At 34.5% G+C, this 15064-nt stretch carries 11 protein-coding genes; 8 read left to right on the top strand and 3 right to left on the bottom strand.

Annotation, left to right across the window (positions count from 1 at the left end; genetic code table 11):
• The first annotated feature begins 55 nt into the window (after positions 1–55).
• From VB798_RS12270 to VB798_RS12260, 3 genes are all read left to right on the top strand, one after another.
• Positions 56–1963 (top strand): alpha-amylase family glycosyl hydrolase, encoded by a 1908-nt coding sequence (locus tag VB798_RS12270; RefSeq protein WP_323258761.1) that lies wholly within the window; start codon positions 56–58, stop codon positions 1961–1963.
• Between the two features lie 104 nt (positions 1964–2067).
• Positions 2068–3321 (top strand): MFS transporter, encoded by a 1254-nt coding sequence (locus VB798_RS12265; RefSeq protein WP_323258760.1) that lies wholly within the window; start codon positions 2068–2070, stop codon positions 3319–3321.
• Positions 3322–3328: 7 nt separating this feature from the next.
• Positions 3329–4210 (top strand): N-acetylmuramoyl-L-alanine amidase-like domain-containing protein, encoded by an 882-nt coding sequence (locus tag VB798_RS12260; RefSeq protein ID WP_323258759.1) that lies wholly within the window; start codon positions 3329–3331, stop codon positions 4208–4210.
• A 25-nt stretch (positions 4211–4235) separates the two neighbouring features.
• On the opposite strand, the gene VB798_RS12255 is transcribed toward VB798_RS12260, so the two are convergent.
• A complete protein-coding gene (locus tag VB798_RS12255) occupies positions 4236–5612 on the bottom strand; it encodes an aldehyde dehydrogenase family protein (protein WP_323258758.1) in 1377 nt (458 codons plus the stop codon).
• A 279-nt stretch (positions 5613–5891) separates the two neighbouring features.
• Here VB798_RS12255 and VB798_RS12250 point away from each other — a divergent pair, with 279 nt between their 5' ends.
• Together VB798_RS12250 and mog are read left to right on the top strand one after the other, a co-directional pair.
• Complete coding sequence (locus tag VB798_RS12250; RefSeq protein ID WP_184135591.1) at positions 5892–6470, top strand: TetR/AcrR family transcriptional regulator; 579 nt, start codon at positions 5892–5894, stop codon at positions 6468–6470.
• 266 nt (positions 6471–6736) lie between these two features.
• Positions 6737–7270, top strand: a complete 534-nt coding sequence (gene mog / locus VB798_RS12245) for a molybdopterin adenylyltransferase (protein ID WP_184135589.1) — start codon at positions 6737–6739, stop codon at positions 7268–7270.
• A 37-nt stretch (positions 7271–7307) separates the two neighbouring features.
• On the opposite strand, the gene VB798_RS12240 is transcribed toward mog, so the two are convergent.
• Positions 7308–8288: a helix-turn-helix domain-containing protein gene (locus VB798_RS12240; protein ID WP_323258757.1), complete on the bottom strand. Its 981-nt coding sequence runs from the start codon at positions 8286–8288 to the stop codon at positions 7308–7310.
• 242 nt (positions 8289–8530) lie between these two features.
• Positions 8531–10153, bottom strand: coding sequence for a S8 family peptidase (locus tag VB798_RS12235; protein ID WP_323258756.1), 1623 nt, complete (start codon positions 10151–10153; stop codon positions 8531–8533).
• Between the two features lie 495 nt (positions 10154–10648).
• Between VB798_RS12235 and VB798_RS12230 the strand changes: the two genes are divergently transcribed.
• The 3 genes from VB798_RS12230 to VB798_RS12220 all read left to right on the top strand — a co-directional run bounded on the left by VB798_RS12230 (position 10649) and on the right by VB798_RS12220 (position 14899).
• Complete coding sequence (locus tag VB798_RS12230; protein ID WP_323258755.1) at positions 10649–11893, top strand: MFS transporter; 1245 nt, start codon at positions 10649–10651, stop codon at positions 11891–11893.
• Between the two features lie 4 nt (positions 11894–11897).
• Positions 11898–13040 (top strand): MalY/PatB family protein, encoded by a 1143-nt coding sequence (locus VB798_RS12225; RefSeq protein WP_323258754.1) that lies wholly within the window; start codon positions 11898–11900, stop codon positions 13038–13040.
• A 140-nt stretch (positions 13041–13180) separates the two neighbouring features.
• Positions 13181–14899, top strand: a complete 1719-nt coding sequence (locus VB798_RS12220) for an IlvD/Edd family dehydratase (protein ID WP_323258753.1) — start codon at positions 13181–13183, stop codon at positions 14897–14899.
• Positions 14900–15064 lie beyond the last annotated feature (165 nt).

Below are 15064 nucleotides of genomic sequence, written 5' to 3'. Positions count from 1 at the left end.
CTAAAAGAAACGAATCTGTGCTAATCTGTCCTAATACCCAAATTTTATTCTAAAAATGTCTCAAAATACAATCAAAGTCGCAACTTTATTAGGCTTCATTTTTGCCTTTTTTGGCATAAATGCACAGACGAACAATCCTGCATTAGCAAGTCCAAAACAAAATGCTATTGTCAAAACCGAGAATTATAGTAAATTCAAAAATATAGTCCCGAAAACCAGCAAAAAAATAGTCCCGAAAAATATGACAAATAGCAAAAACGACAAATTAGTAATCTTACAAATGATGTTTCACCTTTGGGGAAACAAGAATGCTACGAACAAATTTAATGGTTCGGCAGCTGAAAATGGCGTTACTAAATTTTCTGATATTAATGATTTAGCCTTGAAAAAACTCAAGGATTTTGGTTATTCACATTTGTACATGACAGGTTTGATTGAACATGCCACGATGGAAGATTTGACAGCTTATGGTATTCCAAAAGATCATCCTGATGTAGTAAAAGGTAGAAGTGGTTCGCCATTTGCCATTAAAGATTATTATGATGTAAATCCATTTTTTGCTGAAAAGCCTAAAAAAAGAATGGAGGAGTTTTCGGCAATGGTTGATAGAATTCATCAAAATGATTTGAAATTAATCATGGATTTTGTGCCTAATCATGTGGCAAGAGTATATCATTCTGACATGAAACCGAAAGGAGTAAAAGATTTTGCAGAAACGGATGATACTACAAAATCTTTCGACCCACAAAATAATTTTTATTATTTACCAAATACGCAATTTCAAATTCCAGCAGGAGTAAATTCTCCTGTAAAAGCAGATTTTCCATACTTAGAAAGTCCAGCGAAAGTTTCAGGTAATGATGTTTTCTCTTCTCATCCAACCATTGATGATTGGTTTGAAACGGTAAAACTCAATTACGGAGTAGACATTCAAAATGGCAGACAAAAACATTTCGACCCAATTCCAAATACTTGGTTGAAAATGGTTGACATTTTGAAATATTGGGCAGCAAAAGGAACAGATGGCTTCCGTTGCGATATGGCTGAAATGGTTCCTTATGAATTCTGGCAATATGCGATTGCAGAAGTAAAGAAAAGCTATCCAGATATTATTTTCATTGCAGAAATTTATAACCCGAACGAATATCACAATTACATCAAAATTGGAGGTTTTGATTACTTATATGATAAAGTTGGTTTGTATGATGGACTTCGTCATTTGGTAGAAAATAAACATGATGCCAGCGTAGAAAGTATTACAAGAGTTTGGCAACATGAATCTGGTGATATTTCAGAACACATGTTGAGGTTTTTAGAAAATCATGATGAAGTAAGAATTAATACTCCTGCATTCGCTAAAGGTTATCCTTTCTCGGCTGTGCCAGCAATGGTTGTAACGGCTACTCTTCATACGGGTCCAATTATGATTTACTTCGGACAAGAATTAGGGGAATCTGCCAAAGAACCAGAAGGTTTTAATACTGCTGACGACCGTACTTCTATGTTTGATTTCTGGGGTGTAAAATCGCATCAAAATTGGATGAACAATGGCAAATTTGATGGCAAACTTTTGACAGAAGAACAAAAGGATTTAAGAAAATTCTATGGTGATTTAATCAAGTTTGTGAATACTTCAGAAGCCGTCAAAACAGGTTCTTTCTTCGATTTACAATATATTCAACAAGGTAATTACGACCGCAAAAAAGTGTATAGTTACCTCCGTTATGCAGGAAAACAAAAACTTTTATTCGTTTGTAATTTCGACCATTTCCAAAGTAAAACATTTGATTTAGTGATTCCAGAAGGAGCTTGGACTTCGATGGGTTTAAATCCTAGTAAAGAATCAACTTTCAAAGGAAAATTCAATCAGAAAGAACAGTTTAGTCAAAATGCTAATCAAACAATTCCTGTAACAATTCAACCAAATTCAGTGCTTATTTATGAAATTTCTCAGAAAAAATAGAATATATCTTTAATATTTTATTAATTTGAGGGATTAATTACATCATTAACCATTTTATGACAAAAGAAAACAAACCCCGCCTTAGCCTTGGTCAAATCATCAACATGAGCATAGGATTTATGGGTATTCAATTTGGTTTTGCCCTGCAAAATGCAAATACAAGCCGTATTTTTTCAACTTTAGGAGCTAATCCAGATGAAATTCCTATTCTTTGGGTAGCTGCTCCGCTCACAGGATTATTAGTTCAGCCAATTATTGGCTACATGAGCGACCGTACTTGGCATCCAAAATGGGGGCGCCGCCGACCATTCTTTTTTGCAGGAGCCATTTTAGCAACTATTGCGTTGATTGCCATGCCACAATCATCTGTACTTTGGATGGCTGGTGCTATACTTTGGATGATGGACGCTTCTATCAATGTTTCTATGGAACCGTTTAGAGCTTTTGTTGGCGATATGCTTCCAAAAGAGCAAAGAACTACTGGTTTTTCGGTACAAACCTTTTTTATTGGTGTTGGAGCAATGATTGCCTCTGGGCTTCCCTCTATTTTAGATTATTTTGGTGTACAAAATACCGCTCCAGAAGGAATTGTTCCAGATACTGTTAGATGGTCATTTTACATCGGAGCTTTTGCTTATTTTGCTTGTATTCTTTGGACAATTCTAAAAACAGAAGAGTATCCACCAGAAGACATGGAAGAATTTCAAAGAGAAAAAGATGAAATGAATTTCATGCACGGAGTAAAAGAAACAGTGAATGGATTGTTTAAAATGCCAAAAGTAATGAAGCAATTGGCTGTTGTTCAGTTCTTTTCGTGGTTTTCTTTGTTCTGTATGTGGATTTTCACGACCAATGCAGTAACAAAAAATATTTTTGGAACAAGTGATACCAGTTCGGAAATCTACAATGAAGGCGCTAACTTTGTCGGGATTTGTTTCTTGGTTTACAATGGCGTTTCAATGGTTTTTGCCTTATTTTTACCAAGTTTGGCAAAAGTATTCGGAAGAAAACTAACACATTTAATTTGCTTAACTGCTGGTGGCTTGGGACTTATCTCCATCATGTTTGTTACGTCCAAGTATGCCTTATTACCCTCTTTTATAGGAATAGGTTTGGCATGGGCAAGTATTTTAGCCATGCCTTATGCCATGCTTTCTGGTAGTTTACCAGCCAATAAAATGGGATATTACATGGGAGTTTTCAATTTTTTCATTGTAATTCCACAAGTAATTGCCAGTTTGGGTTTACCAAAATTCATGAAACTTGTACAATTAGAACCAATACATATCGTTACTCTGGGGGGAGTATTAATGATTTTGGGTGGATTGTTCACTCTGCGAGTTGATGATAACGATTAAATAATACATGAGAAAAATTAATTTTAGTAGCTTAAATCAAAACCTTGCAAGCTTGATAAAACCTTGCAAGGTTTTTGTGTTTTCATCAGTATTGGTACTGGGAAGTAGCTTTCAACAGCCATTATCTGATGAAGAAATTTATCAAAAGAAAATTCAGCAAGCGCAAGGCAGTAATATGCACGAATACACACTGAATATCGCCAAAGGTTTTCTGAACAGACCATACAAAGCTTATACGCTTGAAAGTAAAGATGAAGAAAAATTAGTGGTTAATCTCAAAGAATTTGACTGCTCAACCTTCGTAGAAAGTTGTGTGGCTATGGGCTTGACTTACCGAAAAAATGATACTTCATTCGATAAATTTCAGTATTATTTAAAACGTTTGAGATATTATAATAAAGGACAGATTAAGGGATACGATTCCAGAATACATTACTTTTCTGATTGGATTTATACGCATAATCAAGATGGACTTTTAGAAGATATTACGCATAGTTTAGGAGGAATTCCGTTGAAGAAAGATATTAATTTCATCAGTACGAACTGGGATAAAAATCCTAATGCGACTAATACTGCACTACAAGAAAAAATTAGGAAAGTAGAAAATAAAATCAGTAACCAAGATTTTTATTATATTCCTAAAGCAAAAATTAGAAGTATTGAAGACAAACTCTTGAATGGCGATATTATTGGTATTACTACTAATATTGATGGTTTGGACATCACTCACGAAGGCTTTGCCATTAGATTACAAGACAGACGAGTGTATTTATTACACGCTTCTTCTGAGTTCAAAAGAGTAATGGTGAGCGATAAGCCACTGGCAGAATACATGGCTCCTAAAAAAACTCAAACTGGAATCATGGTTGCTAGGTTCAAAATTGAATAGCAAACCAATCTTCCAGATTTTTGAATTACTTCTTAAAAATCAAATTTTTAGTTTTTAAGAATTTTTTGAATGAATAAGTTCCAATATTTTCCGCCTTGATTTCATGGGAAGTATTGGAGCTTTTTTGATTCCCGTAAAATCTATTTTCTAAGTAAGCATCATTGATAGTAATCGTTTTACTTTTTAATTTATGAGCAATTTTCATTGTCTCACTATCTTTTCCTGCAAAAACAGAACAAGTAAACGGACTGACAGAATCATTGGCTAAATCCAAGGCTTGTGCTTCATTTAAGAAAGACTTTACTGGCAAAATTGGTCCATAAGTCTTTTCTTTCATGATTTTCATTTGGTGATTTACATTGGTCAAAATCGTTGGGCGACAATAATATCCTCCTTTTTGCACAAGGCATTTTGCTGCTCCTGCTACAATCACTGCTCCTTTTTTTACCGCATCAGCCAATTGTTCATTGATCAACATAGCTTGTTTTTCAGATATAATTGGTCCGATTTCTCCATGATTAATATTTGGGTACACCAAAGTTAATAAATTACTTTTGCCGACTAATCTTGATAAAAACTGAGCATGAATATTACGATGTACATAAACCCTTTCGATGGCATCTGCCGACTGCCCTGAATTGAAAACACCAGCCCACAAAATGGCAGATGAAGCGTGTTCTATATCAGCCGTTTCAGTAACAATAGCCGCTCCTTTTCCTGCAAATGATAATGTTGATGGAATAAAATGCTTCGCACTTAACTCATAAATTTTTTTTGCATTTACTTCAGAACCTGTGTAACAGACAGAATCAGCGATGGCACAAAGCATTTCTCCTGTCTCCTTCCCACCTTCCACAAAGTCCACAAGATTATTGAAATGTAAAATCTCATTAATTGTTTTTTCGATTACTTTAATAAATCTTGGTGTTTTTTCAGAAGACTTTACCATCACAGTATTCCCAGCCAATAAAGCAGGAATAACTTGCATCATAACATTCTGTAAAGGAAATTGCCAAGTACCAATGATAGCAACAAGTTCAAAAGGCTCTGAAAACTCTTCGATATGGTAAGTATTATTATGAAAAATTGTTTGTACTTCAGGTTTGAAATAAGTATGTGCTAAATCACAAAACTGGTCGATAGCAGCCATCACTAAATTGATTTCCGATTCGGTTTCAATTTTTCTGCCAGTATCAATCGTCAATGCTTCTGTAATTTCTTCAAGGTGTCTTTCTAATACCTTTTTCCAACGCTGAATGGTTTTTATTCTTTGCTCAATACCAATTACTTGCCAGTTTTTCTGAGCCTGACGCATTGCATCGGCCTTTATTTGGAGTGTTTCAAAAGAGAGTGGAGAGATTTCATAATCATATATACCTGTTCTTGGATTTCTTACTTTCATTTAATTATAAGGCTTAAAATTCATGCAACACAATTTGCAAATTGCATTTTTCAAATATACTGTTTTAATTAGTTTTTAGTTTTTTATCAATCCCTTTTTATTTAAGCTGAGCTAAAAAGATTGTGCCAAAAAGCTAAAAATAATAAATTACCATAGATTAACATTAAGAAATTCATAGAATTTCTTAATTATTCCTAATTTTAATCTATATTTAAAGCCTAATTTCAAAAATCACTTGCACACGCTTAAAACACAATTTTACCTTCCTTCCACTATTTTATGAATACTGTTAAAGATTTCGACAAAAAAGAAGCCATCTTTCAAGCAACCCTAGAACTTATTTCAAAACATGGATTCCATAGCTCGCCCATGTCTGAAGTAGCTAAAAAAGCAAATGTAGCCGCAGGTACCATTTATCACTACTTCAAGAGTAAAGATGAACTCATCTGCGCACTGTACGTTTATAAACGTGAAAAATCCATTCAGAGTATTTTCAAAAATGACGATACCACTAAACCATTTAAAGATCGTTTTCGCAGTTTTTATCTTCAAATGATCAACTACTACTTCACTAATCCAAAAGAGTTTTATTTCTTAGAACAGTTCATGAATTCGCCATACATTGGCATGCTCAAAAAAGAGGATATTACTCGACTTGAACAACCCATTTATGATTTTCTCAGAAAAGCAGTTTTCACCCAAGTAGTAAGAGATATTCCTCCTAAAATACTAATTGCGATGGTGACTGGAAGTGCAAGTTCTTTGATTAAACTTCGTTTGTCAGGAGAGTTTTTAATGACTTCTTCAGACCTAGAAATGGCTTTTTTTACCTGTTGGGATGGGATTAAAAAACCTTAATCTTATTTTTTATTTTTATTGAAAATCTTGAAGGCAATATACAAAGCACCCAATAGCAATATTAGAAACAATAATGAGAATAGTTTCTCGGCACCTTCGGGCAATTTTGATTGTAATAAAATCATATTGTTGTTGAGTAATTTAAATAAAAGCAAAAATCTAATGCGTAATTTACAAATTAACTCATCAAACGCTATTCCTCAAAGAATTTTACACTATATTTAAAATTTTGAAAGAAAACGCTTTGATAAGCATATCTCAAATTTATGCAAGAACTTATTAAAATTGGAGTTATCAATATTTCAGACAGAGCTAGTGCTGGAATTTATGAAGACATTCCGGGAAAAGCTGTCGTTGAAACGCTAAAGGATTACTTAGTTTCTACTTTTGAAACCGTTTATAAAGTAATTCCTGATGAACAAGATTTAATTTCAGCCACCTTAATTGAAATGGCTGATGTTGAAAATTGTTGTTTAATTGTAACAACTGGAGGAACGGGACCTAGCAAAAGAGACGTAACGCCAGAAGCTACAGAAGCCGTTTGTGACAAAATGATGCCCGGTTTTGGCGAATTAATGAGAGCAGAAAGCTTAAAATATGTTCCAACTGCTATTTTATCAAGACAAACGGCTGGTCTCAGAGGAAAGTCTTTGATTATTAATTTACCCGGAAAACCAAAGGCTATTCGTCAATGCTTGGATGCTGTATTTCCAGCAGTTCCATATTGTATTGATTTACTTGAAGGCCCATATCTTATTTGTAATCAAGAGATTATGAAAGAATTCAGACCTAAACAGTAAATAGAAAATCCACAAATTTAATTTGTGGATTTTCTATTTACTTCAATTGATTAAGTTCTAAACTCAATTCTTCTATGAGTGATTTAGCTCTTTCTAACGATATTCTTGGTTCTGGTAATTCTTTACTCATAAAAGCAGATACTTCCCAAATTTCAGCAATTGATTTCAATGAAATTTCAAAACTTGGAATTGAAGAATCATCCGAACTGAGTAATAAAGTACCTTTTACTTTAATCTGATTGTAAACTCTTCTGTAAATAACTCCTTGTTGTGGAGTGATTAAAATATAAAATTTTCCATCCAGAATATTTGTCCAATGGTCGATAGCATTACCAATTACAATTGAATTTTGTAAAGGGAAATCACTTCCCATTTCAAACGCTCTACTCTTTTCAGAACTCACAAAAGGCATGGAAAAAGTAGCCAAGGTTTTGATATATTCTGTTTTGGTATAATTCGCCAGATAATCTTTAATCTGTGTTCTTTTTACATAAGGAATTCTAATTTCAAAATTTTTCTGTGGAATTTCATTCAAAGATTTATTATTGCTATTATGTTGATTTTCAGAAAATGACGAAAAGCTTTGCTCTGGAATAGTATAATTTACTCGATTATGAACAAATTGATTTTCATTTCTAATCGGCAGTTCTTCTTCCTCTTTTTGAAAATACTCATCAATAATTTTAGCAATTGGCAACGGTTCTACTTCTTTCTTTTGAAAAGTACTTACAGCATCATTCACAGGCATTTTTACTTGCTCCATAATACCCGTAGTGCTTTGTCCCAAACTAATACCGGGTGTTTCACGAATTTTTCGAATATCCGTTTTAATCAAGGAATCTACAGAAGTCCCAAATACTTGTGCAATGGTTTTGAGGTTTTCTAAATTCGGATTGGCCCTTGCTTCCTCATAAGCCCCTAACAACGAGCGCTTTATGCCAATTCTTCGGGAGAATTGTTCTTGAGTAAGTCCATTTAATCGACGAAGATACTTTATATTATTGCTAACGATAGACATGGTTTGACGGTTAAATCTGTAGCGCTTGTCTTAATTAACATTCTGCAAGGCAATAACAGTTTTAGAAATATTTTTCTGTGATTAAAAATAATCAAGCAAATTTTTAATGAAATCCATTTAAAATTTCGAACAAAAGATTTCGTAAAATAACGATAATTTAGGTAAAATGCCAATTATGGACAGAGAATATAAAATTACTCTCTTTCAAGATAAATGGCTTTTGTATCAATGGTCATTAAGCTCTAATTTTTCGATGCATCTTTCTGTAACTTTTCAGCCAATTTAACGGCTTCATAAGCATTCACAATTCCTCCACTTGAAGAAAGTTTTCCAAACTCAACTAATTCTGAAGAACCAGGACGAGCAACTTTTAATTGCGATAATTTGATGGAAGATTCTAAAATAATTTGCTTGATTTGCTTATAAGTAAAGGTTGGATAATATGAAATCAATAAAGCCGCCAAACCCGAAACAACTGGAGCAGCCATACTTGTGCCACTCAAATCTTCATATTTTGAACCCACAACTGTCGATTGAATATCTACTCCGGGTGCAAAAACATCCACCGTTTTTTGTCCGTAATTAGAAAATTCAGCCACTGTATTGGTGGATTGCATCCATGAGGTTGCTCCTACTTCAATCCAATTGTCAGCCTCGGTACCATCTAATAAATGTTTGGTTGGATAATTTTCTTTGGTATCAATATCCTGATTTTCGTTTCCTGCCGCATGAATCAATAAAACACCTTTCGATTGTGCAAATTTAACGGCTTCATCAACAGCAGATTTTTGAGGAGAAACAGTTTTTCCAAAACTCATATTAATTACTTTCGCTCCATTTTCAACAGCATACAAAATGGCGTTTACTACATCTTTATCACGTTCGTCTCCATCAGGCAAAGCTCTAATCACCATAATCTGAACATTGTCAGCCACGCCAGCAATTCCAAAATCATTGTTACGATTCGCCGCAACGATTCCAGCGACATGAGTACCATGACGAGCATCTGGACCTTTTACTTCATTATTCCCATAATTTCTGTCTTGGATATTATTTACGTCATCCCCTACGATTCCTCTGGGATTATAAGTAAGATTTACGCCATAATTCAATTGAGTATCATAATATTCAAATGCCTCTTGAAGTTTAGTTTCATCCTGTCCTAAATCTAAAATCAATTCAAATACTCTTTTGGCTTTCTTTAGTTCTTCGCTATCCTTATTCGTAATTTTAGCCAAATCAGCTTTCGTAATTTCTTTTAGCCCCAAATGTTGCGTTAATTGAAGCTTTGCATCGATAAATTTATGATACAAGTTAATCACGAATACACCTTGTTCTTTTACATCTTTTAACTTGCTATCGTATTCTTGTTTGTATTTTTTGTACAAATCATACTCTTTTTTTTCCTCCGCAGAAAGTGAAGTTATTTCACTAAAATGCTGATATTTCTTTTGAAGACGAGCAAATTCTCTGGTAATTTCTAAGCTTTCTTTAGCAATATCTTCTCCATTTTTTCCCCCTAAAAAATCCCATCCATGAATATCATCAATGTAGCCATTTTTATCATCATCAATGCCATTATTAGGAATTTCCTTGGTATTAACCCAAATATTATTGGTTAAATCTTCATGAAGAATATCTACACCTGAATCAATAATTGCGACGATAACGGGCTTCGATTTTTTATTTTTTAAAATATTACGATAAGCTTTTTCTGTACTGATTCCTCTTACTTTATCATCTGAAAAATCTAAATTAAACCAATTGGAAGGAGCGTGTTCAAGTGAGGGTTCAAGATATTGTGCATTGGAAGTATTGAAAAGGAAAAGAAGCCAAATCAAACTGAGTTTTGGTAAAATATTCATGGCGGTTATAAAAAATTAAGGATTATATGCTGTTGTTGAATGAATTAACTGTAAATCTAAGAAAAAGCAAATTCAGATAAAAATGGCTATTTCGAAAGAAAAAGCTAAAACCTAAATTGATTTTTGTTTTTTCATCAAAAACACTTGTACAATTTAACATTTTAGACATAATTTCTTTTACTTAGTCACCTCTTCATGTGATTTAAAATCAAAAAATCTTCAACAAGCGTTGACTATTTGACTGGCGAATCAATTAATCAACTGATTTACAATATAATCGGTTGTGGTTAGTATTTTCAAATATAAAGCAACGTGTAAAAATACAATAAGTACTGAAATCTGTTTATGTATATTCCAAGAATATTTTTTTACATTTTAAGCATTTCTTTTATTTATAGTATTTCATCATCAAAAATGAACCTGTGATACAATGGAATAGTTTACAGATATGATGTATATACATTAAATTTGGGTATCTCCATAAATTCAGAAATTATGAACAAAATCCTTTACAAAAAGAATAATTTTTACCCTTGGCTTATTTGTTTTTCTGGATTACTGATTCTAGTTGTCATCAACGGACTTACTACTACTTCGCTTTCTGTTTTCGATAAAGTTTTTATTAATGAGTTTCATTGGAAACGAGATGAATTGAAACTTAGAGAATCTATCACCAACAGCGTTACGCTTTTTTTTATTTTAGTTTCTGGAATTATTATCGACAAAATCAGAGTAAAAAAAATGATGCTCTTCGGTAGTTTTGTTTTAGCCGTCGCTTTGTTTTCCTACAGTTTTGTCACGAACAAATACCAAGCATATTTTATCCATTTTTTGTTGGGTTTATCCATGATAACGGCTGGTTCTGTTTCTTGTATCATTTTGGTTTCTTCATGGTTTCAAGAAAAAAAAGGTTTAGCATTAGGCATCGTTTTGATTGGCACAAGTTTAGGAAGTGCCATCTTCTCTCCTTTCAACCATTACTTATTGTGTGAATTTGGCTGGCGACAATCGTTTATGATTTTAGCAGCTTTTCCAGCTTTAATTTTAGTCTATATTTACTTCGTGGTTGAAAACTCTCCCAATGACATTTCCATCAAACCACTTGGCAAGGAAAGTGCAAGTAGTAATTTACTCATCGAAGGAATGACTTACCAAGAAGCTACCCGAACACATCTTTTCTGGTTAATTTGTCTCTGTGGCTTCATTACTTTTTACTGTTTGGTTGGTACTATTGCCAATGTATTCCTACATTTAGTCGGACTAGGATTTACCGAAACTCGTGCAAGTTTTTACCTCAGTTTATACTTTATCATGGCTGGTTTAGCCAAATTATTTGTTTCTATTTTTTCAGATTATATCAATCCATATTTAGTATTTTCGATTTGCTGCATCATGATGATGATGGGCTGTTTCGGTCTTTCAATGATGAATACTCAATTCATATTTCCTTCAATCGCCCTCATGGCTGTAAGTTGGGGCGGAATTTATTCTTTGTATAATCTTATCGCTATCAAAACATTTGGCTTAGCCTCCGCAGGAAAAATTAACGGTACTATCAATATGTTTGAGGGTGGTGGCTCGTTATTGGGCCCAGTCATGACAGGACTCATATTTAGTATCAATCATTCATATCAATTGGCATTTACCATCAATGCAGGATTAATGTTTATCGTATTAATTCTTTCTTTGAGATTCAAGGCATTTATGCTAAAACTCCACAAACCAATCTCCCCTCAATAATTTCATGAAATATAATTTTGACGAAATCATCAACAGAAAAAACACCGATTCTCAGAAATGGGATATGTTTAATGACCCAGAAGACGTAATTCCTATGCCTGTGGCAGATATGGATTTTAGATGCCCAACGCCAATTTTAGAAGCACTTAATAATATTACTGAGCACGGAGTATTTGGTTATGCAATTGTTCCTGAAAGACTAAAAGAGATTTTTCAAGAGCGCTTAAAAAATCTTTATAATTGGGAAACTGAAAAAGAATGGCAAGTATGGATTCCCGGTTTAGTACCTGCCATTTATGCTAGTTGTAAAGCAATTGGCGAAGCTGGAGATGCAGTAATTACAGCAATTCCTGTTTATCATCCATTTCATTTAGCACCTGCTTATATCGATAAAAAGTTGCAAACCTTTCCGATGAAAGAAGCTGATGGACGTTGGACTTTCGATTTCGAAGCCTTGGAAGCGACCATTACGCCAGCAACAAAATTGTTTATGTTGTGTAATCCACATAATCCGGGCGGAACAGTTTTTACCAAAGAAGAATTAGAGAAATTGGTTGACATCTGTGAAAAACATGATATTGTGATTTGTGCAGATGAAATCCATGCTGATTTGATTTTAGATCCTTCAAAAAAACATATTCCTACTGCAAGTTTAAGTAAAAAAGCAGCCGAAAGAACCATTACTTTGATGGCACCTTCCAAAACTTTTAACATTGCAGGTTTGGGATGTTCGGTTGCGATTATTCCTAATCCTGAACTTCGTCAAAAATTTGAGCGTGCCAAACATGGATTTTTTCCTCCGCTTACTCGTTACTCGCAAGAAGCCGCATTTGTCGCTTACAGTGATTGCGAAGATTGGCGTTTGGCTTTGGTTGATTACCTCAAAGAAAATCACGATTACTTATACGAAGCTTTGAATGGCTATAAAGGATTAAAACTCCTTCCTTTAGAAGCTACTTATTTGGCATGGATTGATGCCAGAGAAACAGGAATCGAAAATATTCAAGAGAAATTCCTTGAAGCGGGCGTAAGAATAATGGACGGAAAGATTTTCAAAGGTAAAGGTTTTTTCAGATTAAACTTTGCTTGTCCGAAAGCCACACTCATTGAAGCCGTTGAAAGAATTAAAAAATCATTGGCTGAATAAATCAAAAAATCCCTCTGTATATTAATAAACTAGAGGGATTTTTTTGTCTTTCAAGCTCATTTAAAAATATCAGGATAAAAATTCGGTATAATTTTAATAATTTCCGCTTTGGAAAATAAACTATTTACATTGAAAATATCATGGAAGAAAATAAAGCTTTACGCTCGCAAAATTGGTTTGGGAAAACAGGAAAAGATGGATTCATTTATCGTGCTTGGATGAAAAACCAAGGTATTCCTCACGATCAATTTGACGGTCGACCAGTAATCGGAATTTGTAATACTTGGTCGGAACTTACTCCTTGTAATGCGCACTTCCGTGATTTGGCAGAAGCCGTAAAGATTGGCGTGTATGAAGCGGGTGGTTTTCCTGTTGAATTTCCAGTGATGTCTTTGGGCGAAACTTTGATTAAACCTACAGCCATGTTATACAGAAATTTGGCAAGTATGGATGTGGAAGAATCAATTCGTGCCAATCCGATTGATGGTGTAGTATTACTTTGTGGTTGCGATAAAACGACTCCTTCATTGGTAATGGGTGCATGTAGTGTGGATATTCCAACACTTGTAATTTCGGGCGGACCGATGTTGAAAGGACATTTCAAAGGAAAAGATATTGGTACTTCTGACGTTTGGCGTTTTGCAGAAGCCTATAAATTAGGGCAAATTTCACAGTCAGAATTTGTGGAAGCGGAGGCTTGTATGGCTCGTACACAAGGACACTGTGCTGTAATGGGAACGGCTTCTACGATGGCAACAATGGTTGAGGCACTGGGTTTATCGCTTCCCAATAATGCTTCGATTCCTGCTGCGGATGCTCGTAGAAAAGTAATTTCTCAGTTTTCGGGCAGACGTATCGTAGAAATGGTGAAAGAAAATTTAACCCTTTCAAAAATCCTTACTCGTGAAGCTTTTGAAAATGCCATTATGGTAAACGCTGCCATCGGTGGTTCAACCAATTTTGTGATTCACTTATTGGCAATTGCGGGCAGAATTGGCGTTGATTTAAACATTGAAGATTTTGATAAATTCTCTCAGCATATTCCTTTGTTAGCCAATCTTCAACCATCTGGCGAACACTTTATGGAAGATTTGTATTACTCTGGTGGTTTGCCTGCGGTGATTAAAGAAATGCGTGAAGTGATTCATAATGATGCTTTGACCGTAAATGGAAAAACCATTGGTGAAAACTGTGCCGATGCAGAAGTTTATAATAGAAATATTGTGGCAACGATGGAAAATCCTTTCAAACCCAACTCAGGAATTGCGGTGGTAAAAGGAAATCTTTCACCGAATGGAGCAGTGTTAAAACCTTCGGCGGCTACGCCTGCTTTGATGGTTCATCGTGGCAAAGCGGTGGTTTTTGAAACGATTGAAGATTATCACGCAAGAATTGAAGACCCTGCTTTAGACATTGACGAAAATTCTGTAATGGTCTTGAAAAATGTTGGACCCAAAGGTTATCCGGGCATGGCAGAAGTTGGCAATATGGGAATTCCAAAAAAGCTTCTTGAAAAAGGCATTCATGATTTAGTAAGAATTTCTGACGGAAGAATGTCAGGTACAGGTTTTGGAACAGTAGTATTGCACGTTTCGCCCGAAGCTGCCGCTGGTGGCAATTTGGCTTTGGTACAAAATGGTGATTATATCAGTTTAGATGTGCCAAACAGAACGTTAAACTTAGAAGTATCAGACGACGAATTAGCAGAAAGACGTAAAAATTGGGAAGCCATTGATATGAATATTACTCGTGGTTATGTAAATCTTTACATCAATCACGTAGAACAGGCTCATTTGGGTGCTGATATGGATTTCTTGAAAGGTAAATCTGGAAGTATCGTTACAAGAGATTCACATTAATACTAAAACAATACTCAAGAGTATCTAAACAATGCTCAAGACAATATGTCTCATCCTAAAAAAGCTTGACAGTATTAGCTAACCTTTAGCACAATGTCTTTATCGAGCGAATCTTCTTTTAATACAACTTTAGTTTCTTCGTCTTTCGAGCAACAGGATGAGGAT

This window comes from Arcicella lustrica (assembly GCF_034930985.1).
Taxonomy (GTDB): domain Bacteria; phylum Bacteroidota; class Bacteroidia; order Cytophagales; family Spirosomataceae; genus Arcicella; species Arcicella lustrica.
Note: the sequence above shows the minus strand (reverse complement) of the source record. Positions and strands in the feature narration are given on the sequence as shown.

Bases quoted from the DNA above. Each gene is read 5' to 3' on its own strand.
- VB798_RS12250 (WP_184135591.1), top strand. From the start codon at position 5,892: ATGAATACTGTTAAAGATTTCGACAAAAAAGAAGCCATCTTTCAAGCA.
- VB798_RS12225 (WP_323258754.1), top strand. From the start codon at position 11,898: ATGAAATATAATTTTGACGAAATCATCAACAGAAAAAACACCGATTCT.
- VB798_RS12270 (WP_323258761.1), top strand. From the start codon at position 56: ATGTCTCAAAATACAATCAAAGTCGCAACTTTATTAGGCTTCATTTTT.
- VB798_RS12255 (WP_323258758.1), bottom strand. From the start codon at position 5,612: ATGAAAGTAAGAAATCCAAGAACAGGTATATATGATTATGAAATCTCT.
- VB798_RS12220 (WP_323258753.1), top strand. From the start codon at position 13,181: ATGGAAGAAAATAAAGCTTTACGCTCGCAAAATTGGTTTGGGAAAACA.
- VB798_RS12265 (WP_323258760.1), top strand. From the start codon at position 2,068: ATGAGCATAGGATTTATGGGTATTCAATTTGGTTTTGCCCTGCAAAAT.
- mog (WP_184135589.1), top strand. From the start codon at position 6,737: ATGCAAGAACTTATTAAAATTGGAGTTATCAATATTTCAGACAGAGCT.
- VB798_RS12240 (WP_323258757.1), bottom strand. From the start codon at position 8,288: ATGTCTATCGTTAGCAATAATATAAAGTATCTTCGTCGATTAAATGGA.
- VB798_RS12235 (WP_323258756.1), bottom strand. From the start codon at position 10,153: ATGAATATTTTACCAAAACTCAGTTTGATTTGGCTTCTTTTCCTTTTC.
- VB798_RS12260 (WP_323258759.1), top strand. From the start codon at position 3,329: ATGAGAAAAATTAATTTTAGTAGCTTAAATCAAAACCTTGCAAGCTTG.
- VB798_RS12230 (WP_323258755.1), top strand. From the start codon at position 10,649: ATGAACAAAATCCTTTACAAAAAGAATAATTTTTACCCTTGGCTTATT.